Annotated in this window: 14 protein-coding genes; 10 read left to right on the top strand and 4 right to left on the bottom strand. The window is 45.2% G+C overall.

What is annotated here, in order from left to right; all coding sequences use genetic code 11:
- The first annotated feature begins 2 nt into the window (after positions 1-2).
- The 10 genes from A361_RS25260 to A361_RS25215 all read left to right on the top strand — a co-directional run bounded on the left by A361_RS25260 (position 3) and on the right by A361_RS25215 (position 14,096).
- Positions 3-764: an SDR family NAD(P)-dependent oxidoreductase gene (locus A361_RS25260; protein WP_019380713.1), complete on the top strand. Its 762-nt coding sequence runs from the start codon at positions 3-5 to the stop codon at positions 762-764.
- Positions 765-820: 56 nt separating this feature from the next.
- Positions 821-2,104 carry a histidinol dehydrogenase gene (gene hisD / locus A361_RS25255; RefSeq protein WP_009332119.1) on the top strand — a complete coding sequence of 428 codons (1,284 nt, stop codon included), beginning with the start codon at positions 821-823 and terminating at the stop codon, positions 2,102-2,104.
- Positions 2,105-2,155: 51 nt separating this feature from the next.
- The gene (locus A361_RS25250; RefSeq protein ID WP_009332118.1) at positions 2,156-3,160 is read left to right on the top strand and encodes a LacI family DNA-binding transcriptional regulator; all 1,005 of its coding nucleotides are present in this window, start codon (positions 2,156-2,158) and stop codon (positions 3,158-3,160) included.
- Positions 3,161-3,353: 193 nt separating this feature from the next.
- Positions 3,354-4,664, top strand: coding sequence for a GntP family permease (locus A361_RS25245; protein ID WP_019380714.1), 1,311 nt, complete (start codon positions 3,354-3,356; stop codon positions 4,662-4,664).
- Positions 4,665-4,971: 307 nt separating this feature from the next.
- Positions 4,972-6,756, top strand: a complete 1,785-nt coding sequence (locus A361_RS25240; protein WP_019380715.1) for a sigma-54-dependent Fis family transcriptional regulator — start codon at positions 4,972-4,974, stop codon at positions 6,754-6,756.
- Between the two features lie 151 nt (positions 6,757-6,907).
- Positions 6,908-8,104 (top strand): iron-containing alcohol dehydrogenase, encoded by a 1,197-nt coding sequence (locus A361_RS25235; RefSeq protein WP_019380716.1) that lies wholly within the window; start codon positions 6,908-6,910, stop codon positions 8,102-8,104.
- Between the two features lie 15 nt (positions 8,105-8,119).
- Positions 8,120-9,472, top strand: coding sequence for a GntP family permease (locus tag A361_RS25230; RefSeq protein WP_009332114.1), 1,353 nt, complete (start codon positions 8,120-8,122; stop codon positions 9,470-9,472).
- A gap of 37 nt (positions 9,473-9,509) precedes the next feature.
- The gene (locus tag A361_RS25225) at positions 9,510-10,967 is read left to right on the top strand and encodes a CoA-acylating methylmalonate-semialdehyde dehydrogenase (RefSeq protein WP_019380717.1); all 1,458 of its coding nucleotides are present in this window, start codon (positions 9,510-9,512) and stop codon (positions 10,965-10,967) included.
- A gap of 154 nt (positions 10,968-11,121) precedes the next feature.
- Positions 11,122-12,078: a methyl-accepting chemotaxis protein gene (locus A361_RS31030; protein WP_269465761.1), complete on the top strand. Its 957-nt coding sequence runs from the start codon at positions 11,122-11,124 to the stop codon at positions 12,076-12,078.
- Between the two features lie 20 nt (positions 12,079-12,098).
- Positions 12,099-14,096, top strand: coding sequence for a methyl-accepting chemotaxis protein (locus tag A361_RS25215; protein ID WP_019380719.1), 1,998 nt, complete (start codon positions 12,099-12,101; stop codon positions 14,094-14,096).
- Between the two features lie 504 nt (positions 14,097-14,600).
- Here the strand turns inward: A361_RS25215 and A361_RS25210 are convergent.
- The 4 genes from A361_RS25210 to A361_RS31025 all read right to left on the bottom strand — a co-directional run bounded on the left by A361_RS25210 (position 14,601) and on the right by A361_RS31025 (position 16,583).
- Positions 14,601-14,876 (bottom strand): hypothetical protein, encoded by a 276-nt coding sequence (locus tag A361_RS25210; RefSeq protein ID WP_019380720.1) that lies wholly within the window; start codon positions 14,874-14,876, stop codon positions 14,601-14,603.
- The gene (locus A361_RS25205; protein WP_009332110.1) at positions 14,861-15,121 is read right to left on the bottom strand and encodes a CGCGG family rSAM-modified RiPP protein; all 261 of its coding nucleotides are present in this window, start codon (positions 15,119-15,121) and stop codon (positions 14,861-14,863) included. The genes A361_RS25210 and A361_RS25205 overlap by 16 nt, the downstream gene beginning before the upstream one ends.
- A gap of 119 nt (positions 15,122-15,240) precedes the next feature.
- Positions 15,241-16,149 (bottom strand): nuclease-related domain-containing protein, encoded by a 909-nt coding sequence (locus A361_RS29590; protein ID WP_236887948.1) that lies wholly within the window; start codon positions 16,147-16,149, stop codon positions 15,241-15,243.
- Positions 16,150-16,262: 113 nt separating this feature from the next.
- On the bottom strand, positions 16,263-16,583 hold the full coding sequence (locus tag A361_RS31025; protein ID WP_033196501.1) for a hypothetical protein: 321 nt from the start codon (positions 16,581-16,583) through the stop codon (positions 16,263-16,265).
- Positions 16,584-16,661 lie beyond the last annotated feature (78 nt).

Genomic DNA, 16,661 nt, shown 5'->3' with positions numbered 1-16,661 from the left:
GTATGAAGAACTTTCCCGATCTGGAGAATAAATCGGTGCTTGTCACAGGCGGAAGCAAAGGAATCGGAAGGGATATCGCCCTTTCCTTTGCCAAAAACGGAGCTAAGGTTGTGATCGTGGGGAGAGATGAAGAGGCTCTGCAGCAGACAACCGAAGAACTGAGAAAATTCAATCGCAGCAGCTTCTATGTTTCCGCTGATTTAAACAATGTTTCAGAGATTCAAAGAATGACAGAAGCGGCCGCAGATTATATGGGCTCTCTCGATGTGCTGGTCAATAACGCGGGAATTAACCGGGCCAAGCCTGCCATGGAAGTGACGGAAGAGGATTGGGATCTGACGCTTGATACCAATTTGAAAGCGGCTTTCTTCTGCAGCCAGAAAGCAGCCGAATATATGATCCCGAATCAATCCGGCAAAATTATCAACATTGCTTCCCAGATGGCCTTTGTCGGCTATTACAACCGGGCGGCTTATTGTGCCAGCAAAGGCGGCATGGTACAGCTGACGAAAGCACTTGCGGTGGAATGGGCCTCCCATGGGATTAATGTGAACGCAGTGGCTCCGACCTTTATTGAAACGGAGCTGACTTCAAAAATGTTCGAAGACAAGGAATTCGAAAAGGAAGTCTACAGCAGAATTCCGCTTGGAAAGCTTGCGGATGCAGGTGATGTTTCGGCAGCCACACTATTCCTTTCTTCCAATCTATCAAAGTTTATTACGGGTGATACGATAAAAGTAGATGGCGGATGGACAGCCATTTAATTATTTACAGATTTTTGCATACGTATTCAAAAATAAATAACTTGGAGTGATATCAAATGGCAACTTTCTTAAAACAGGGGAAAAATGATCAAGAAGTACAGGAAGCTGACGTAAAAGTAAGGGAAGCTGTAAGCGCGGTTCTTAAAAATATTGAAGAGAACGGCGATTCAGAGGTCCGCAAGCTTTCTGAGCAGTTTGATAAATGGTCACCGGAACAATTCAGATTAAGTGATGAGCAAATTCAGGAGATTGTGGCATCTGTACCTGAACAAACGATCAATGACATCAAATTTGCTCAGGAGCAAATCCGCAATTTTGCCGAGCACCAGAAAGCAGCATTACAGGATATTGAAGTAGAAACATTGCCTGGCGTGTTCCTTGGCCATAAAAACATTCCGGTAAACAGTGTAGGATGCTATATTCCCGGCGGACGCTACCCGATGGTTGCTTCCTCCCACATGAGTGTTTTGACAGCGAAAGTGGCAGGCGTTAAGCGCGTAATTGCATGTACACCTCCGATTAAAGGAGAAATTCCTTCCGCAACCGTAGCCGCGATGCATCTTGCAGGCGCTGACGAGATTTACCTTCTTGGCGGAATCCAGGCGATGGGTGCAATGGCAATCGGAACGGAAACAATCGAGCCGGTTGATATGCTGGTTGGCCCTGGTAATGCATTTGTTGCAGAAGCGAAGCGTCAATTATATGGCAGAGTGGGAATCGACCTGTTTGCAGGACCAACTGAGGTTCTTGTCATTGCAGATGAAACATCGGATGCTGAAATAATTGCAACCGATTTATTAGGACAGGCTGAGCATGGACCTAACTCTCCGGCATGCCTGATTACAACTTCAGAGAAACTGGCGAACGAAACAGTGGCAGAAATTGAACGCCAGCTTGAGACTCTTCCAACAGCAGATGTTGCAGGCGCGGCATGGAAAGATTACGGTTCTATCATTCTTGTTGACAGCCTGGAAGAAGCCGTAGTGGAAGCGGATAAATTGGCTTATGAGCACGTGGAGGTATTAACTGAGGATCCAAACTACTTCCTTGAAAACATGACCAACTATGGAGCGCTTTTCCTTGGGCCGGAAACGAATGTTGCTTACGGGGATAAAGTCATTGGTACAAACCACACGCTTCCTACCAAAAAGGCAGCACGCTACACTGGCGGCCTATGGGTTGGCAAGTTCCTGAAAACATGCACATACCAGAGAACAACGCCTGAAGCAAGTGCAAAAATCGGTGAATATGCATCCCGTCTATGCGACCTTGAAGGCTTTAAAGGACACCAGGCACAAGCTGACCTTCGTGTGAAGCGATATGGCAGCCTCGTGAAGTAAGCAAAATCTGTTATAATTTCTCTGTCTAGATTCAGGCAGGAGGAACATGCGTTGAAAAATAAAAAAGTGACAGCCATGGATGTCGCTCGGCTGGCAGGCGTTTCGCAATCGAGTGTGTCCAGGGCTTTTAGTGAAAATTCAAGTATCTCATCAAAAAAGAAAAAGCTTATTCTGGAGGCTGCTGAACAGCTGGGCTATCAGCCGAATGCCATTGCCCGCGGCCTGATCACGAATCAGTCCCGCATCATTGGGATTGTCATGCGGAATATCCAGAACCCTTTTTATCCGGAAATCCTCGATAAGTTCTACAGCAGGCTGGCTGAAAAAGGGTACAAGGTAATGTTTATCAACTCCCAGAATAACGAAATCCAAGAGGATGAAGTGAGCCATTTAATAGAGTACAGCGTGGAGGGAGCCATCATCACAGATGCGCTTTTGACCTCTTCGACTGTACAGAAGTTTACCCGTAATGGCATCTCGGTCGTCCTGTTTAACCGATATGTGAACGATTCCTTAAGCAGTGCTGTTGTGTGCGATAACTTTGCTGCCGGTAAAAGGATAGGGCACTACTTGATAGAAAAAGGACATGAAAATCTCGCCTTTATCTCCGGACCGATGAATACATCAACAACAGTGGATCGGAAAAATGGGTTCCAGGAAGCTTTGAAAGAACACGGCATCTCTGCCTTTTTAACCGAAAATGGTCTTTATTCGTATGAAGGAGGATTTGCAGCTGCCCATAGATTGCTGGAACAGGATAAAAAGATAGATGCCATCTTCTGTGCAAATGATATATCCGCTTTTGGCGCAATGGATTATCTGAAAAAACAGGGTATCAGAATCCCTGAGGATATTTCGGTCATAGGCTTTGACAATGTGGCTATGTCGGATTGGTCATCCTATGAATTAACCACCTGGCATCAGCCGGTCGATGAAATGGTCGATTATTCGATTAACCTCCTTTTAGAGCACATTAACGGGGATATGGACACCCCTGAAATTCAAAGAATAGAAGGGCATTTGGTGGAAAGAGGATCGGTAGCGGACAGAAGGTGATGGAGAGAAGGCAGGGGTTTTAGTAAAACCAATTTTACATCTTTGAAGTTCGATAAGTGTCTAGCTCCAGGCGCCATCGGCTCGAGGTCATAAGCCAATCCGTCCAAAAGGTTAAAGAACAACCTTTCAGCCGGCTTGTCTTATGCTTGTCGCCGAAAGCGGGCGCCTTGCGCTTTTCTGATAGGAGGATCTTATGCTAAGTATGATTGGATTGCTTGGGGGGATTGGGCTTCTCATCTATTTAACGATGAGAGGGATGAACCTGCTGCTTGCTGCCCCTCTTGCTGCATTTATTGTTGCAATATTCAGTGGATTACCGATTTTTCCTCAGCTGGCAGGCGAGGGTGAAGTCAATTTTCTAACCAACTATATGAACGGGTTTGCCGGGTTTATTACATCCTGGTATTTGATGTTCTTATTCGGTGCCATTTTTGGAAAACTAATGGAGGATAGCGGAGCAGCAGATAGTGTTTCCAAATGGATTATCGACAAGATTGGCATGAAACGGGCAGCGTTGGCTGTTGTCATTGCCTGTGCGGTCTTAACCTATGGCGGTGTAAGTCTGTTTGTTGTTGCATTTTCCGTCTATCCAATGGCCTTGAGCCTATTTAAGGAAGCCAACCTGCCAAGAAGGTTCATACCGGCAGCTCTTGCCTTCGGTTCGACTACATTTACCATGACGTCAGCGGGTTCACCGGAAATCCAGAACTGGATTCCGATTGAATTCCTGGGAACTTCCCCATATGCCGCCTGGGAAGTCAGCTTTATTGTTGCTGTCTTTATGATGGCATTTGGATACTGGTGGCTGAAGAAAATGATTAACAAAGCGATCCGCAATGGAGAAAAATTTGAGGCAAGAGAAACGGATTCTGCGTTGATCCGCGAAAACCTGCCAAGCCCGATGTTAAGTATGATCCCGCTCTTGGTCGTCCTTGTGATTTCATTTATCTTCCATGATTCATTGGCACAGTCAGCCCTTATTATCGCGTTATTGAGCGGCTGCTTTGCAACCTATTTTCTTAACCGCAAGTATTTTACAAATGTATGGGGAGCCGTGTCTGAAGGAACGATTGGCGCATTGATTGCCATTGCCAATACATCTGCGGTTGTAGGCTTTGGCGGTGTGGCTAAAGTAACACCTGCCTTTGCAAGTGCAGTTGATGCCATGACAAGCATTCCGGGAAGCCCATTAATCGGCGGAGCTCTGGCTGTTGCTGTCATTGCCGGACTGACCGGCTCTGCTTCAGGTGGCCAATCCATCGCACTGCCGCTGCTTGCCCCGCATTATCTGGATATGGGTGTCAATGCAAGTGAACTCCATCGTGTTGTGGCGATATCATCCGGATCGATTGATTCCTTGCCGCATGGCGGCTACGTTGTGACAACCATCCGTGCCATCTGCGGTGAATCGCATAAGGATGCCTATCCGGCATTTGGTGCATTGACAGTAATTGTTCCGATACTTGGTGTGATTTTAGCGGTCATTTTATTTTCGATTTTCTAAATGGCTTTAGCGGAAAGACAGAGGGGTTTAGTCTCTCTGTCTTTCTTTTTATAAAAAGCCGCTGTGTGCAGTGGTTTATTTGCAAAAATCCCACCTTTATTTGCAGCATTGGCCATTGATTTGCAGGTTCTAACAGTTTATTTGCAAATTAACATCTTTATTTGCAGGTTACCCGCTTTTATTTGCAAAGTTCACAATCGGCAACACAGAAAGCTACGCTCCTGCGCAGTTCGCAATTGACCTAACCCCTTTATTTTTTCTAATAATGATATAATTTAGAAAATTACGATAGAAGGAGGAATCCTTTGTGCCGCAATTACATATTGATGAGCTTCTCTATGTGAAAAACTGGATGACACCCAGCCCTTTTTGTATTCAGCCGGGGCAAACACTGGGTGAAGCTGCAAAAATGATGGTGGATCTTCATCTGGAAAGCCTGCCAGTATTGGATGAGCAGAATGGGTTAGTCGGTATGATTACATCAAGAAAGCTGCTTAACTACTTTGCCCAGGGCAACTCAGGGGACACTTTGATTGGCAGTATCCCCAAATCGAATCTGGCTGCTGTCCGGCCAGATGATTTGATCCTTGATATTTTGTCGCTTCCATATGATCAGCTTCCTGTCATAGGTGAAAATGGCAAATTGCTTGGAATCCTGACAACCAGGGATATGCTTGACGGGCTTTCCAAATACCTGCATAACCTGAGGCAAAAGCAAAATTCAGATGGTGCTCTTGGAGCAATTTTGGAAAGTGCCTATGAGGGGATAGCCGTTGTTGATCAAAACGGCATCCTGCAGGAATTCAATGAAGCATACAGCCGTTTTACCGGAGTTAACCGGGAGGATGCGATTGGCAGGCATGTGACAGAAGTAATCGATAACACCCATCTTCATGAGACGGTAAAGACCGGAATAGCCGAACGCGGGGTTCTCCAGAACATCCAGGGGCATGACATGGTGGTGCACCGGATTCCGCTCAGGAAAGAAGGCAAGATTGTCGGGGCGATAGGAATGCTGATTTTTGAAGGGGTCTCGGAGGTTTATAAAATCTATGAAAGACTGCAGGAAAATCAAACGGCTAAGCCAGATCTTTTCACAAAGAAAAAGGAAAGCGATAGCCGGATTACAATTGATCAGATCATTGGGACAAGCGAAGGCATTGCAGATGTAAAGCGGCTGGCACGGAAGGCGGCAAGGACTGCGGCAACTGTTCTGATTACGGGTGAGAGCGGGACGGGTAAAGAGATGTTCGCAAAAAGCATCCACCATCTCAGCCCCTTTTCGACCGGGCCGTTCATCAGTGTAAACTGCGGGGCCATTCCAGAGCACTTATTCGAATCTGAACTGTTCGGCTATGAAGAAGGTGCATTTACCGGCGCGAAAAAGGGAGGCAAGCCCGGAAAATTCGAACTGGCAGACAACGGTACTATTTTTCTCGATGAAATCGGGGAGATGCCGCTTGTCATGCAGACCAAACTCCTGCGGGTTCTGCAGGAAAAAGAAGCCGAACGTGTCGGCGGGGTGAAGAAGTATCGGATCAATGTCAGAGTAGTCGCAGCGACAAACCGTGACCTTATGCAAATGATCGAAACAGGGGAGTTCCGGGAGGATCTATACTACCGGCTGAACATTATCCAGCTTCACATCCCGCCGCTGCGTGAACGGAAAAAGGATATCCCCGTCCTGCTGATCCATTATCTGAGAGAGATTTGTGAGAGGTATCAGGTACCGGGGAAAATCTTCACCTCTGAAGCGGTGAATGCATTTGTACGGCATCCATGGAGGGGAAATATTCGCGAGATGGTCAATACCGTGGAGCAGCTGGTTACCCTGGTGGATGGGAAGATTATTGACTATCACCATTTGCCGGAGATGTTGAAAAGGCCTGAACCTTCCACTAAAAAAGGGAAAGCTTCCTCATTAGCTGTCGGATCCATTGAGGAAGCCAGGTTTCTGGGAAATCAAAGAGAATCGGAATTAATTCTTGATGCTTTAAGAAAGGCAGGCGGGAATAAATCGAAGGCTGCTGATTTACTGGGAATACATCGGACGACCCTCTACCAAAAGCTGAAGAAGCATGGAATAACGTGAATGTAGTGTAGTGGTTTCGCTACAAAATATCTACAGTTGTAGTGTAGCAGCTACACTTTGGCAGAAATAGAACACTGACTTTACTGGGTTTCATAGTTGGCACACTCCTTGCAAGTATAGTAGTAACGAAGCAAAAGGGGTGGAATGTTCAATGGAGAAACCAGCAGTTTTCCGTGTGCCGGAACCGATCTTTTATGGAAGGGGATCTTCCGAAAAAGTTGGTGCTGAAGCGGCGCTTAGAGGGAAAAAGGCATTAATAATCAGTGACAAAATAATGGATCAGCTCGGTTATGTAAGCGAATGCAGAACTCTTCTTCAGGAAGCCGGAGTAAATAGCGAGGTATACCTTGGGGTAACCTCTGAACCAACTGATGAGTATGTAGTAGAAGCATTGACGCTTTTTCAAAAAGAGCAATGCGACATGGTCATCTCAGTAGGAGGCGGCAGCTGTATTGATACGGCGAAAGCCATCGCCGTTCTCGCAACGAATGGCGGCTATATCGGCGATTATATGGGAGGAAGGAAACTGGCTAAGAATGCGCCTGTACCTCACATTGCCATTCCGACGACAGCCGGGACAGGCTCAGAGGCAACAGATGTAACAGTCATTACGAACTCATCCAATGATGTAAAAATGATGATTAAGCAGCCTGCCTTCATGCCGAGTGTAGCAATTGTGGATCCTTTGCTCACGATATCCTCACCGAAGAATGTTACATCTGCAACAGGGGTGGATGCATTAAGCCATGCCATTGAAGCATATCTGTCTAAAAAAGCACATCCAATGACCGATACGATAGCGGTATCAGCTATGAAACTGATCGTGGAAAATATTTTAACCGCTTACAATGAGGGGGAAAACGTCGATGCCCGTGAGGCGATGAGCCTTGGTTCTCTCCAGGCTGGAATGGCGTTCTCAAACGCATCCGTATGCCTTGTGCACGGAATGAGCCGTCCCATTGGAGCTTTATTCCATGTACCGCATGGAATCTCGAATGCCATGCTCTTGCCGGCCGTATTGGAATTCAGCCAGGAAGCATGTATTGATCGCTTAGCAGATATCGGACGAATTTTTCAGCCTGATAATGAAAGCCTTACCAGAGAAGAAGCAGCTGAAATCGCTGTTCAATCTGTTAAGGATTTGTGTTTGAAATTAAATATTCCTAACTTAAGAGGATGGGGAATTGACGAAGAAGCGTTTAAGGCTGCGATAAGTAAAATGGCAACTGATGCGATTGACAGCGGCAGCCCTGGCAACAATCCAAGAGTCCCGACTCAGAGCGAGCTGGAAGAGCTATACCATGTTTGCTATGAATATCAGTTTTCCTCTGAAACAGAAAAAGTGTAACAGGGGGACAATCAGATGCTTGGAATGCTGGGCTTAATCGCTTCACTGATTCTATTAATGTATTTAACAATGAAAGGCGTAAATATAATTATTGCCGCCATCATCAGCGCCGTTGTGGTTGCTCTTTCAGGAGGACTTAATCTTGAGACTGCCCTGACAGAGCATTATATGACAGGCTTTACAAATTATTTTTACTCATGGTTTCTAATCTTCCTGCTTGGGGCAGTTTTCGGAAAAATTATGCAGGTAACCAAGGCGGCTGACAGTATTGCGAATTGGGTTAAGGATACACTGGGCCCATCGAGAGCTGTATTTGCTGTCGTGGCCGCAGCAGCGATTATGACATATGGCGGCGTCAGCTTGTTTGTCGTAGGCTTCGCAGTGTACCCAATCGCTGTCTCCTTATTTAAAGTGGCCAATCTGCCGCATCGCTTTATCCCGGCTGCTTTGGTGTTCGGGTCGATTTCGTTTACGATGACAGCACCGGGCTCGCCGGAAATCCAAAACCTGATTCCAACTGAGTTTTTCGGAACAAAGCCGACTGCAGGTGGAATCATTGGAGTGTTAATGGCATTAATCATAATGGTAACAGGCGGTATATTACTAAGCCGGATGGTGAAAAAAGCGGTTCAAAATGGAGAGGTATTTTCTTTGCCGAATCAGCAGTCCGGTGCTCCAAATGAGTCGGCGGCTGCTCTGGAAACGGAGCTGTCCCTGCAAAGGCCTGATGCTGCCCCTGCAGGGAAGGACTTCCCGAATGTATTGATGGCGATATTGCCGCTGGCTTCCGTTATTGCCATTTTAAACACAGCAGCCAACTTTACTTCGTCAACGGCGGCCGCTTTAATTTCCCTGACGAGCGGGATCATTTTGGCATGTGTATTGATGATTAAATATCTGGTTGGATTTTGGGAGGCTTTGGCAAAAGGTGCCCAGGATGCTTTAGTCGCTGCGGCTAATACGTGTGCGGTTGTGGGCTTCGGAAGTGTTGCCGCCCAGGTTGCTGCCTTTGATACATTCGTCGATGCTCTGGTCAATATTCCTGGACCTCCCTTAATGGGACTGGCGATAGCCGTTACGCTGATTTGCGGGATTACAGGCTCGGCTTCAGGCGGTTTGGGGATTGCCCTTCCGATTCTGGCGCCTATGTATATGGCCCAAGGCCTCGATCCTGGGGCGATGCACAGGATTTCAGCACTTGCTTCGGGCGGTCTGGATTCACTTCCGCATAATGGCTATGTCGTTACGACGATCCGGGCAATATGCGGGGAAACCCATAAGCGTTCCTACTGGCCAATTTTTATCCTGAGTGCAGCAATGCCAACGGCTGTGTTATTCCTGGCTGTGATCTTATATTCAATTTTTTAAAATAATAGACTTCTAATTTTGAAAGGGGATTTTACTTATGACAGCGACAACAGCAAAGGTATTAAAGAACTTTATCAATGGCGAATGGGTGGATGCAAACACGGATAAATTCGAATTGGTGCCAAACCCGGCAACGGGCGAGGAGCTTGCACGCACTCCAATCTCAACCCGCGAAGATGTCGATAAAGCTGTTCAGGCTGCCAAAGAAGCGTTTAAAACCTGGAGCAAAACGCCGGTGCCAAAAAGAGCCAGAGTACTATTTAAATATCAGCAGCTTTTAGTAGACAACTGGGACGATCTGGCAAAGCTGATTACACAGGAAAACGGCAAAAACTATAAAGAAGCTTACGGTGAGGTTCAGCGCGGAATTGAATGTGTGGAATTTGCTGCAGGCGCGCCATCTCTTATGATGGGTAAGCAGCTTCCTGACATTGCGACGAATATAGAATCGGGCATGTACCGCTACCCGGTTGGCGTCATCGGCGGCATCACACCTTTCAACTTCCCGATGATGGTACCTTGCTGGATGTTTCCGCTTGCGATTGCCTGCGGAAACACATTCGTCTTAAAGCCGTCTGAAAGAACACCAATCCTGGCTAACCGCCTGGCAGAGCTGTTCACAGAAGCAGGCCTGCCGGCTGGGGTATTCAATATCGTCCATGGTGCGCATGATGTGGTGAACAGCCTGATCGACCATAAGGATGTACCGGCTATTTCTTTCGTTGGCTCCCAGCCTGTTGCCGAGTATATATACAAGTCAGCAACAGCGAACGGCAAACGCGTACAGGCGCTTGCTGGAGCAAAAAATCACTCTATCGTTATGCCTGATGCAGACCTTGATGGAGCTGTTAAAGAAATAATTGCTGCCGCTTACGGGTCAGCAGGTGAAAGGTGCATGGCCTGCTCTGTAGTAGTAGCTGTGGATTCTGTTGCCGACGAGCTTGTTGAGAAATTGAATGAGCAGGCAAGCCAGCTGACTATTGGAAACGGGCTGGACGAAGAAGTTTTCTTAGGGCCAGTCATTCGCCAGGAAAACAAGGAGCGTACAAGCGGTTATATTGAAATTGGCGAAAAAGAAGGAGCAACCCTTGTCCGCGATGGCCGCAAAGACGAAGCATATCACGAAAATGGCTATTTCATTGGACCAACGATCTTTGACAATGTAAACCCATCCATGAAAATCTGGAAAGAAGAAATTTTCGCACCAGTTTTATCCATCGTACGTGTGAAGAGCCTGGAAGAAGCAATCGAGCTCACCAACAAATCCGACTTTGGTAATGGCGCCTGCCTGTTTACTCAAAATGGAAGCAGCGTCCGCTACTTCAGAGAAAACATTGAAGTAGGCATGCTCGGCGTCAACATCGGCGTACCGGCTCCAATGGCCTTCTTCCCATTCTCCGGCTGGAAGAATTCGTTCTATGGAGACCTTCACGCCAACGGAACAGATGGTGTGGAATTCTATACGAGGAGAAAGATGCTGACTGCACGCTGGTAAAAATAAGAGAGATGAGGCACCTGCAATGAAATGCGGGTGCTTCTTTTTTGTTGATTAGAAAGACCCATATATTTTTAAAAAGAGTGCAAAAGGTCACAAAATTTCACGTTTTCTGTCGATATAATAGAAGAGTATATATGAGATGGGGAGATCAATGATGTTTGGAAAAGGAAAGTTGAAGCAGCTGGAGGTAGAAAAGCGGGAGCTGGAATCAAAAATTCAGGCTGCTGAAGAAGAATTTCAGCGCAGGGAAAAATATTATCAGACACTGATTCATTCATTCAATGAAGATTTGACGAATACGGTGAGCCAGCATGAAATGGTCAATGGACAGCATTACATGCTGGGGGATTTGGTTTTGAAGATTAAAGACGGTTTTGAAAACGTAAAAAGACATAGTGAAGCTACTTTTACAAACAGTCTCACTTTATCTGATAAGGGGGAAAATCTGATCCAGTCTGCAAAAGAGATGGTAAAAAGCTCGGAGGAAGGCCGTGGATCCGTGAGCAAGTCTGAACAGCTTATTAAGCAGCTGGGTGAGCAATTAGAAGTGAATTCACAGAAGATGGAGGCGCTGAGCAAAAGGTCAAAAGAAATTGAGATGATTGTTCAGGTCATAAAAGATATCGCGGAACAAACAAATCTCCTGGCTTTGAATGCATCCATCGAAGCGGCACGCGCAGGCGAGCAGGGCAAAGGATTTGCTGTCGTTGCGGATGAGGTCCGGAAACTGGCTGAAAGTACAGCGACGAGTACGGCTAATATTAGTTCCCTGACGAAAAATATTCAGGACGATATTGAAGCAACACTGAACTCCACAGTCGCAAGCACCGAATTAATTAAAGATGGCATGTCCCTCAGTGGCCAAACTACCAGCAAAATTGATTCGATCACAAGCCTTATCCATACGGTTGAAACAGAAGTCAGTGAAGTGATAGAAATGATAAACGCTCAGAAGGGATATTCCCAGGAGGTGGCCGATGAGATTTCGGAGACGAAGTCTGTTTTTGATCAAGTGAACGAGCTGATCCAGAGGCATATTGACGATGCAAGGGTAGTTGACGAGAAGCTCGAAGGTGCCATCTCGCAGGTTAAGGCGGTAAATTACTAACTTTTCAAAAGGGGTCAATTATGAAAAAGAAAAAACAGAAAGAAAAAGGGTCGCTGTTTTCATTTACTATTAGAAAGAAATTATTGCTCTCATTTATTATTATTCTATTAATTCCATCCACCTCAATTGGATACATTTCCTATCAGAAGGCTCAAGACGAAATAACAGGCCAGATTGAAATGAGTGCGGATGACAATGTAAAAATCCTTGACCAATTTATCATGGATTTTATTAAAACAAAAATGGAAGATACGAATTATTTTTCAAAGCGGATACAGAAGAATTTTTATACTGCGGAAGAATTAGACGAGACGAATAAAGCCTTTAGTCAATATAAAGAGCTGAATCCGGAGGCAGTTGCCATTTATGCAGGCTCTGAAAATGGAGATTTAGTTATTTATCCGCGTGCAGATTTGCCGGCTGACTTTGATGCAACCACACGCCCCTGGTACCAGGGTGCCATGGAGGCAAAGGGAAAAGCCTTCATCACGGAGCCATATGTTGATGCTGTAAGCGGAAATATCCTAATCACAGTAGCCCAAAAGCTTGGCGACAGCTCCGGTGTTATCGGGATTGACTTAAGTCTCTCTGCTCTAAGTGAACTATCCAATAACATTAAGATTGGGAAAGAAGGCTATCCCGCTATCTTAAGTGCGGAGGGAAGCTTTTTAGTGCACCCGCAGGAGAAGCCAGGCACAGAGGCAGAGGGAAGCTGGCTGCCGGAAGTCCTGGAAAAGGAAAAAGGGCAGGTAGAATACACTCTTGATGGCGAAAAGAAAGAAATGCACTTTACCACCAATGGGCTGACAGGCATGAAGGTGCTTGGCACAATGAATCTGGAAGAAGTAACATCAGCCGTACAGCCTATCTTAATGTCGACGATTATATTCATCGCCATTTTCGTACTTATTGGTGCACTTATTTCTTATTTTATTGTCCGTTCGATTACCCGTCCGCTCAATCAGCTGATCGCAGCAACTGATAAAGTCAGCGAGGGAGACCTGACTCAGAAATTTGATGTTAAAAATAACGATGAAATCAGCAAACTGGGCATCAGCTTCAATAAGATGGTTGCTTCGCTTCAGCAATTAATCAACCAGGTAGGTGAAAAAGCGGTTCACCTTGCTTCATCATCGGAACAGCTGACGGCAAGCTCCGAACAGAATAACATGGCAACAGAGCAGGTCGCCAACTCCATCCAAGAAGTAGCAACAGCTACTGAGCAGCAGACGGAAAAGGTGAAAGAAAGCACTTCTGTCGTAAAAGAGATGTCCGGCCGCATTCAGAGAATCATGCTCAACACAAATGTGGTTGCCCAAACAGCTAATGAAACAAATGAGGTGGTTGTAAAAGGAAATGAAGCGATCGACCTTTCAACAAACCAGATGAAAAATATTAATCTAACAGTCTCTGAACTAGGTTCAATTGTTCATACATTAGGGAAGCGTTCAGAGGAAATTGGCCAGATTGTCAATGTCATTTCTGAAATTGCCGACCAGACGAATCTGCTCGCGCTAAACGCAGCGATTGAAGCAGCAAGGGCAGGTGAGCACGGGAGAGGCTTCGCCGTTGTAGCCGATGAAGTCCGCAAGCTGGCGGAACAATCATCCAAATCGACGGAAAGCATCCGCGAACTGATCTCAACGATTCAAACGGACACAAGCAAGGCCATCACTTCAATGGAAAAAGGAACAGCTGAAGTGGAAAAAGGAATTGACCTGGTTAACAATGCAGGAGATGCCTTCAGCCACATCCAGCAATTTGCCGACACCGTTTCGGGCCAGATAGCGGAAGTTTCCTCATCCATCAAGGACATGGCCGAAGGTGCCGACCAGGTGGTGGAACTCGTAAGCGCAATCGAAGAAATTGCCGCTGTCACCACAGCCGAAAGCCAGGATGTATCCGCTGCTACAGAAGAGCAGCTGGCGTCCATGGAAGAAATTGCGGCATCTGCGGCTTCGCTTTCGGGGATGGCGGAGGAGCTGCTGGATTCTATTAAGAAGTTTAAAGTGAATTAAATTAAAGGACCCGCCGGTTTGGCGGGTCTGTTTTTATGTGGCCGCAGGTTCAGAATGTGAACCCTGCAAAAAGAGCACGGAAACATACAAATAGATGCTTAACCCTGCAAATAGGGCTGGAAATTCTGCAAATAGAATAGGTAATTTACAAATAGTTAGCTGGATTCTGCAAATAGGTAAACTGCATAAGAACGGGAAACGGCTCGCTTAGTTGATTTGCAAATAGAACCGGGGATTCTGCAAATAAACCGGAGTATGCTGCAAATAGCAGGATGAATTCTGCAAATAGACCGGGGAAAAATGCAAATACCAGGCTGCTACCTGCAAATAGACGAGCAGCAATAGATCTGGGATCAGTCTAGGATGATCAAATTGCAAATAGAATCTTAGATTTTGGAAAAAGAACTGGGAGCTCGCAAATAGATTCAGGCTTCTTGCAAATAGATATATTCCTCCCAAATAAAAAAAGCTGCAAAAGCGTATCCAGCGCTTTCGCAGCTCCGTTTAAGGAAAATAGATATCAAGACGATTTTTATCTCTCCGCATAATATAGTAATTTTGAAAATCCTCGCCTATCAATATATTACGATACTTCTTCGAGTTGATGGTTACGATCCGCTTTCTGTTTTTGATAAAATATATCGTCCCCTCGTGGACGTAAATCTCATTAAAGCTGATACCATCCCGATCAATAAGCCCCTCTTCATAATAATAATTCAAGATGACATGCCTGTTCTTATAATCACACAAAATCGTCAGGTCCCTCACTTGTTTTTCCATACCCTCAAAACATACCCCCCGCATCCGCATTGATCGATAAATTGAGTGTCTGCTTTATTTCCGAAGTATATGAGCAGCGCTTCAGTTAGATAGTTATCGGGATTACCTAACTCAGCTGGTGTGACTATATTGACATAATATCCTTTAGCTGTCTGGCTTACTGCCGCCATCGCATCGTTGATCAGAAGCTCCAAATCACTAGCGTAATTACCATGCTCAAGTGAAATAGACCAGTTCTGTTCCATATTAGCACCTCAATTCAGCCTGATTATAAAATAATTGAATAGAAATATTTGTGCAGTTAATCACTATTCAGGGGATTTTTCGTAAATTCGGTGTCTTTTATTTCTTTTAAAAGAAAGGTTCATTCTGGAGAGTAATCTTGAAGCCGTATAGGGGGAGGGTATATGGGTAAATGAGCGGAATTCCCAGTTGGTAATTGACGGCTTAATAAGCCGGAAGTAGTCTTGGATAGCCGCTTCATGTGCCAGAGAGAGGAAAACATACACATTGGGCAGTGCCATTTCCCCCAATGGAAAATCATCGGAAGGGAAGTGCATTTAGGACAGCTAACACCAGTGAGAACTTCCTCAGCTGAGACATTGAAGTGCTCGAGAATCTCGGATGGTGAAGGATTATGTTTTTTTAACAAAGTTCGGCACAGCTTCCGTATCTCTTTAAGGTCAGTTTTTTCTTGATGGTACTTATTTTCAATCTCATTAATTCTGTATAAAAGATGATGGGAGTGTAGAACTTTGTTAGATATACTCAGTGGATCTTTATCGGTTTTAATTATGGTGGAAGGATGGCTGATCACAACTAAGAATTCTACAGGAATCCCGGGAAATCCATTAAAATTGAGCCACGTTCTAAACTGATTCGTCTGATGTCGGGCTTGTGAAATGGGGTCGTGAAACCCTTCCTCTTTGTCATTGTGAATGCGGAGGAGCTGCTGAAAATGATGGTCGAAAATCAAAGTTCCTGTCCAATTTTTAACTTCTAAAATGAGAGCGAAGTTCGTAGTTATCAGCAATGCATCGATCTGGAAGAAGTGTGTTCCGCTTGATAGCCGCAGGTTATGAAAAATCCAATATTTTTTAGGATCTAGAAAGCTTAAGTAATAAAATAATCTTTCTTCTCCCTTAAAGCCAGCGCTTCTCATTTTATAATCTGAGGTCATTTTTTCTCGCGCGGGATGCTGTTCGGGCGTTCTTCTTAACAACGCTTCAAGCTGTAGGTTAATTTCGGGGACTTTCAGGCTTTTAATAATCAAGTATGTCTCTCCTTTCTATGATAATAAGTTATTTTCGATAGTAATCTTAATTTATTTTTTTATATAGGAGTTTATTTGCAGGTTTTTGTGCTCTATTTGCATATTATCCAACTCTATATGAAAGTATTAGACAATGGCTGTTTCCCGAATATTTTATTAGCAGAAAGTAGGCTGCTATTTGCAAAACGACCCTTGCTATTTGCAGCTTTCCCACTTAATTTGCACAGTCCACATGTCCCATCCTCAGAACATACCCTCCACATTTCCGAAGTGCCATCTGTTAAGTAGTCATCTGGATTTTCTAGCTTACCCGGTGTGACAATATTGACATAGTATCCTGTCTGGCTGACAGCTGCCATAGCATCATTGATCAGCAGCCCTAGGTTATTTACATACTCACCATGCTCCAGGGGAACAGACCAGTTCTTTTCCATGATTGCACCTCTCTTCAGCTATATCTTACAATACATGGAAAATGAATGAAGTGAGTTGAATCACATGGGCATTAAAAA

Origin of the sequence: Cytobacillus oceanisediminis 2691 (genome assembly GCF_000294775.2) — a bacterium.
Taxonomy (GTDB): domain Bacteria; phylum Bacillota; class Bacilli; order Bacillales; family Cytobacillaceae; genus Cytobacillus; species Cytobacillus pseudoceanisediminis.
Note: the sequence above shows the minus strand (reverse complement) of the source record. Positions and strands in the feature narration are given on the sequence as shown.

Bases quoted from the DNA above. Each gene is read 5' to 3' on its own strand.
- A361_RS25260 (WP_019380713.1), top strand. From the start codon at position 3: ATGAAGAACTTTCCCGATCTGGAGAATAAATCGGTGCTTGTCACAGGC.
- hisD (WP_009332119.1), top strand. From the start codon at position 821: ATGGCAACTTTCTTAAAACAGGGGAAAAATGATCAAGAAGTACAGGAA.
- A361_RS25245 (WP_019380714.1), top strand. From the start codon at position 3,354: ATGCTAAGTATGATTGGATTGCTTGGGGGGATTGGGCTTCTCATCTAT.
- A361_RS25235 (WP_019380716.1), top strand. From the start codon at position 6,908: ATGGAGAAACCAGCAGTTTTCCGTGTGCCGGAACCGATCTTTTATGGA.
- A361_RS25230 (WP_009332114.1), top strand. From the start codon at position 8,120: ATGCTTGGAATGCTGGGCTTAATCGCTTCACTGATTCTATTAATGTAT.
- A361_RS25225 (WP_019380717.1), top strand. From the start codon at position 9,510: ATGACAGCGACAACAGCAAAGGTATTAAAGAACTTTATCAATGGCGAA.
- A361_RS31030 (WP_269465761.1), top strand. From the start codon at position 11,122: ATGATGTTTGGAAAAGGAAAGTTGAAGCAGCTGGAGGTAGAAAAGCGG.
- A361_RS25215 (WP_019380719.1), top strand. From the start codon at position 12,099: ATGAAAAAGAAAAAACAGAAAGAAAAAGGGTCGCTGTTTTCATTTACT.
- A361_RS25210 (WP_019380720.1), bottom strand. From the start codon at position 14,876: ATGGAAAAACAAGTGAGGGACCTGACGATTTTGTGTGATTATAAGAAC.
- A361_RS25205 (WP_009332110.1), bottom strand. From the start codon at position 15,121: ATGGAACAGAACTGGTCTATTTCACTTGAGCATGGTAATTACGCTAGT.
- A361_RS31025 (WP_033196501.1), bottom strand. From the start codon at position 16,583: ATGGAAAAGAACTGGTCTGTTCCCCTGGAGCATGGTGAGTATGTAAAT.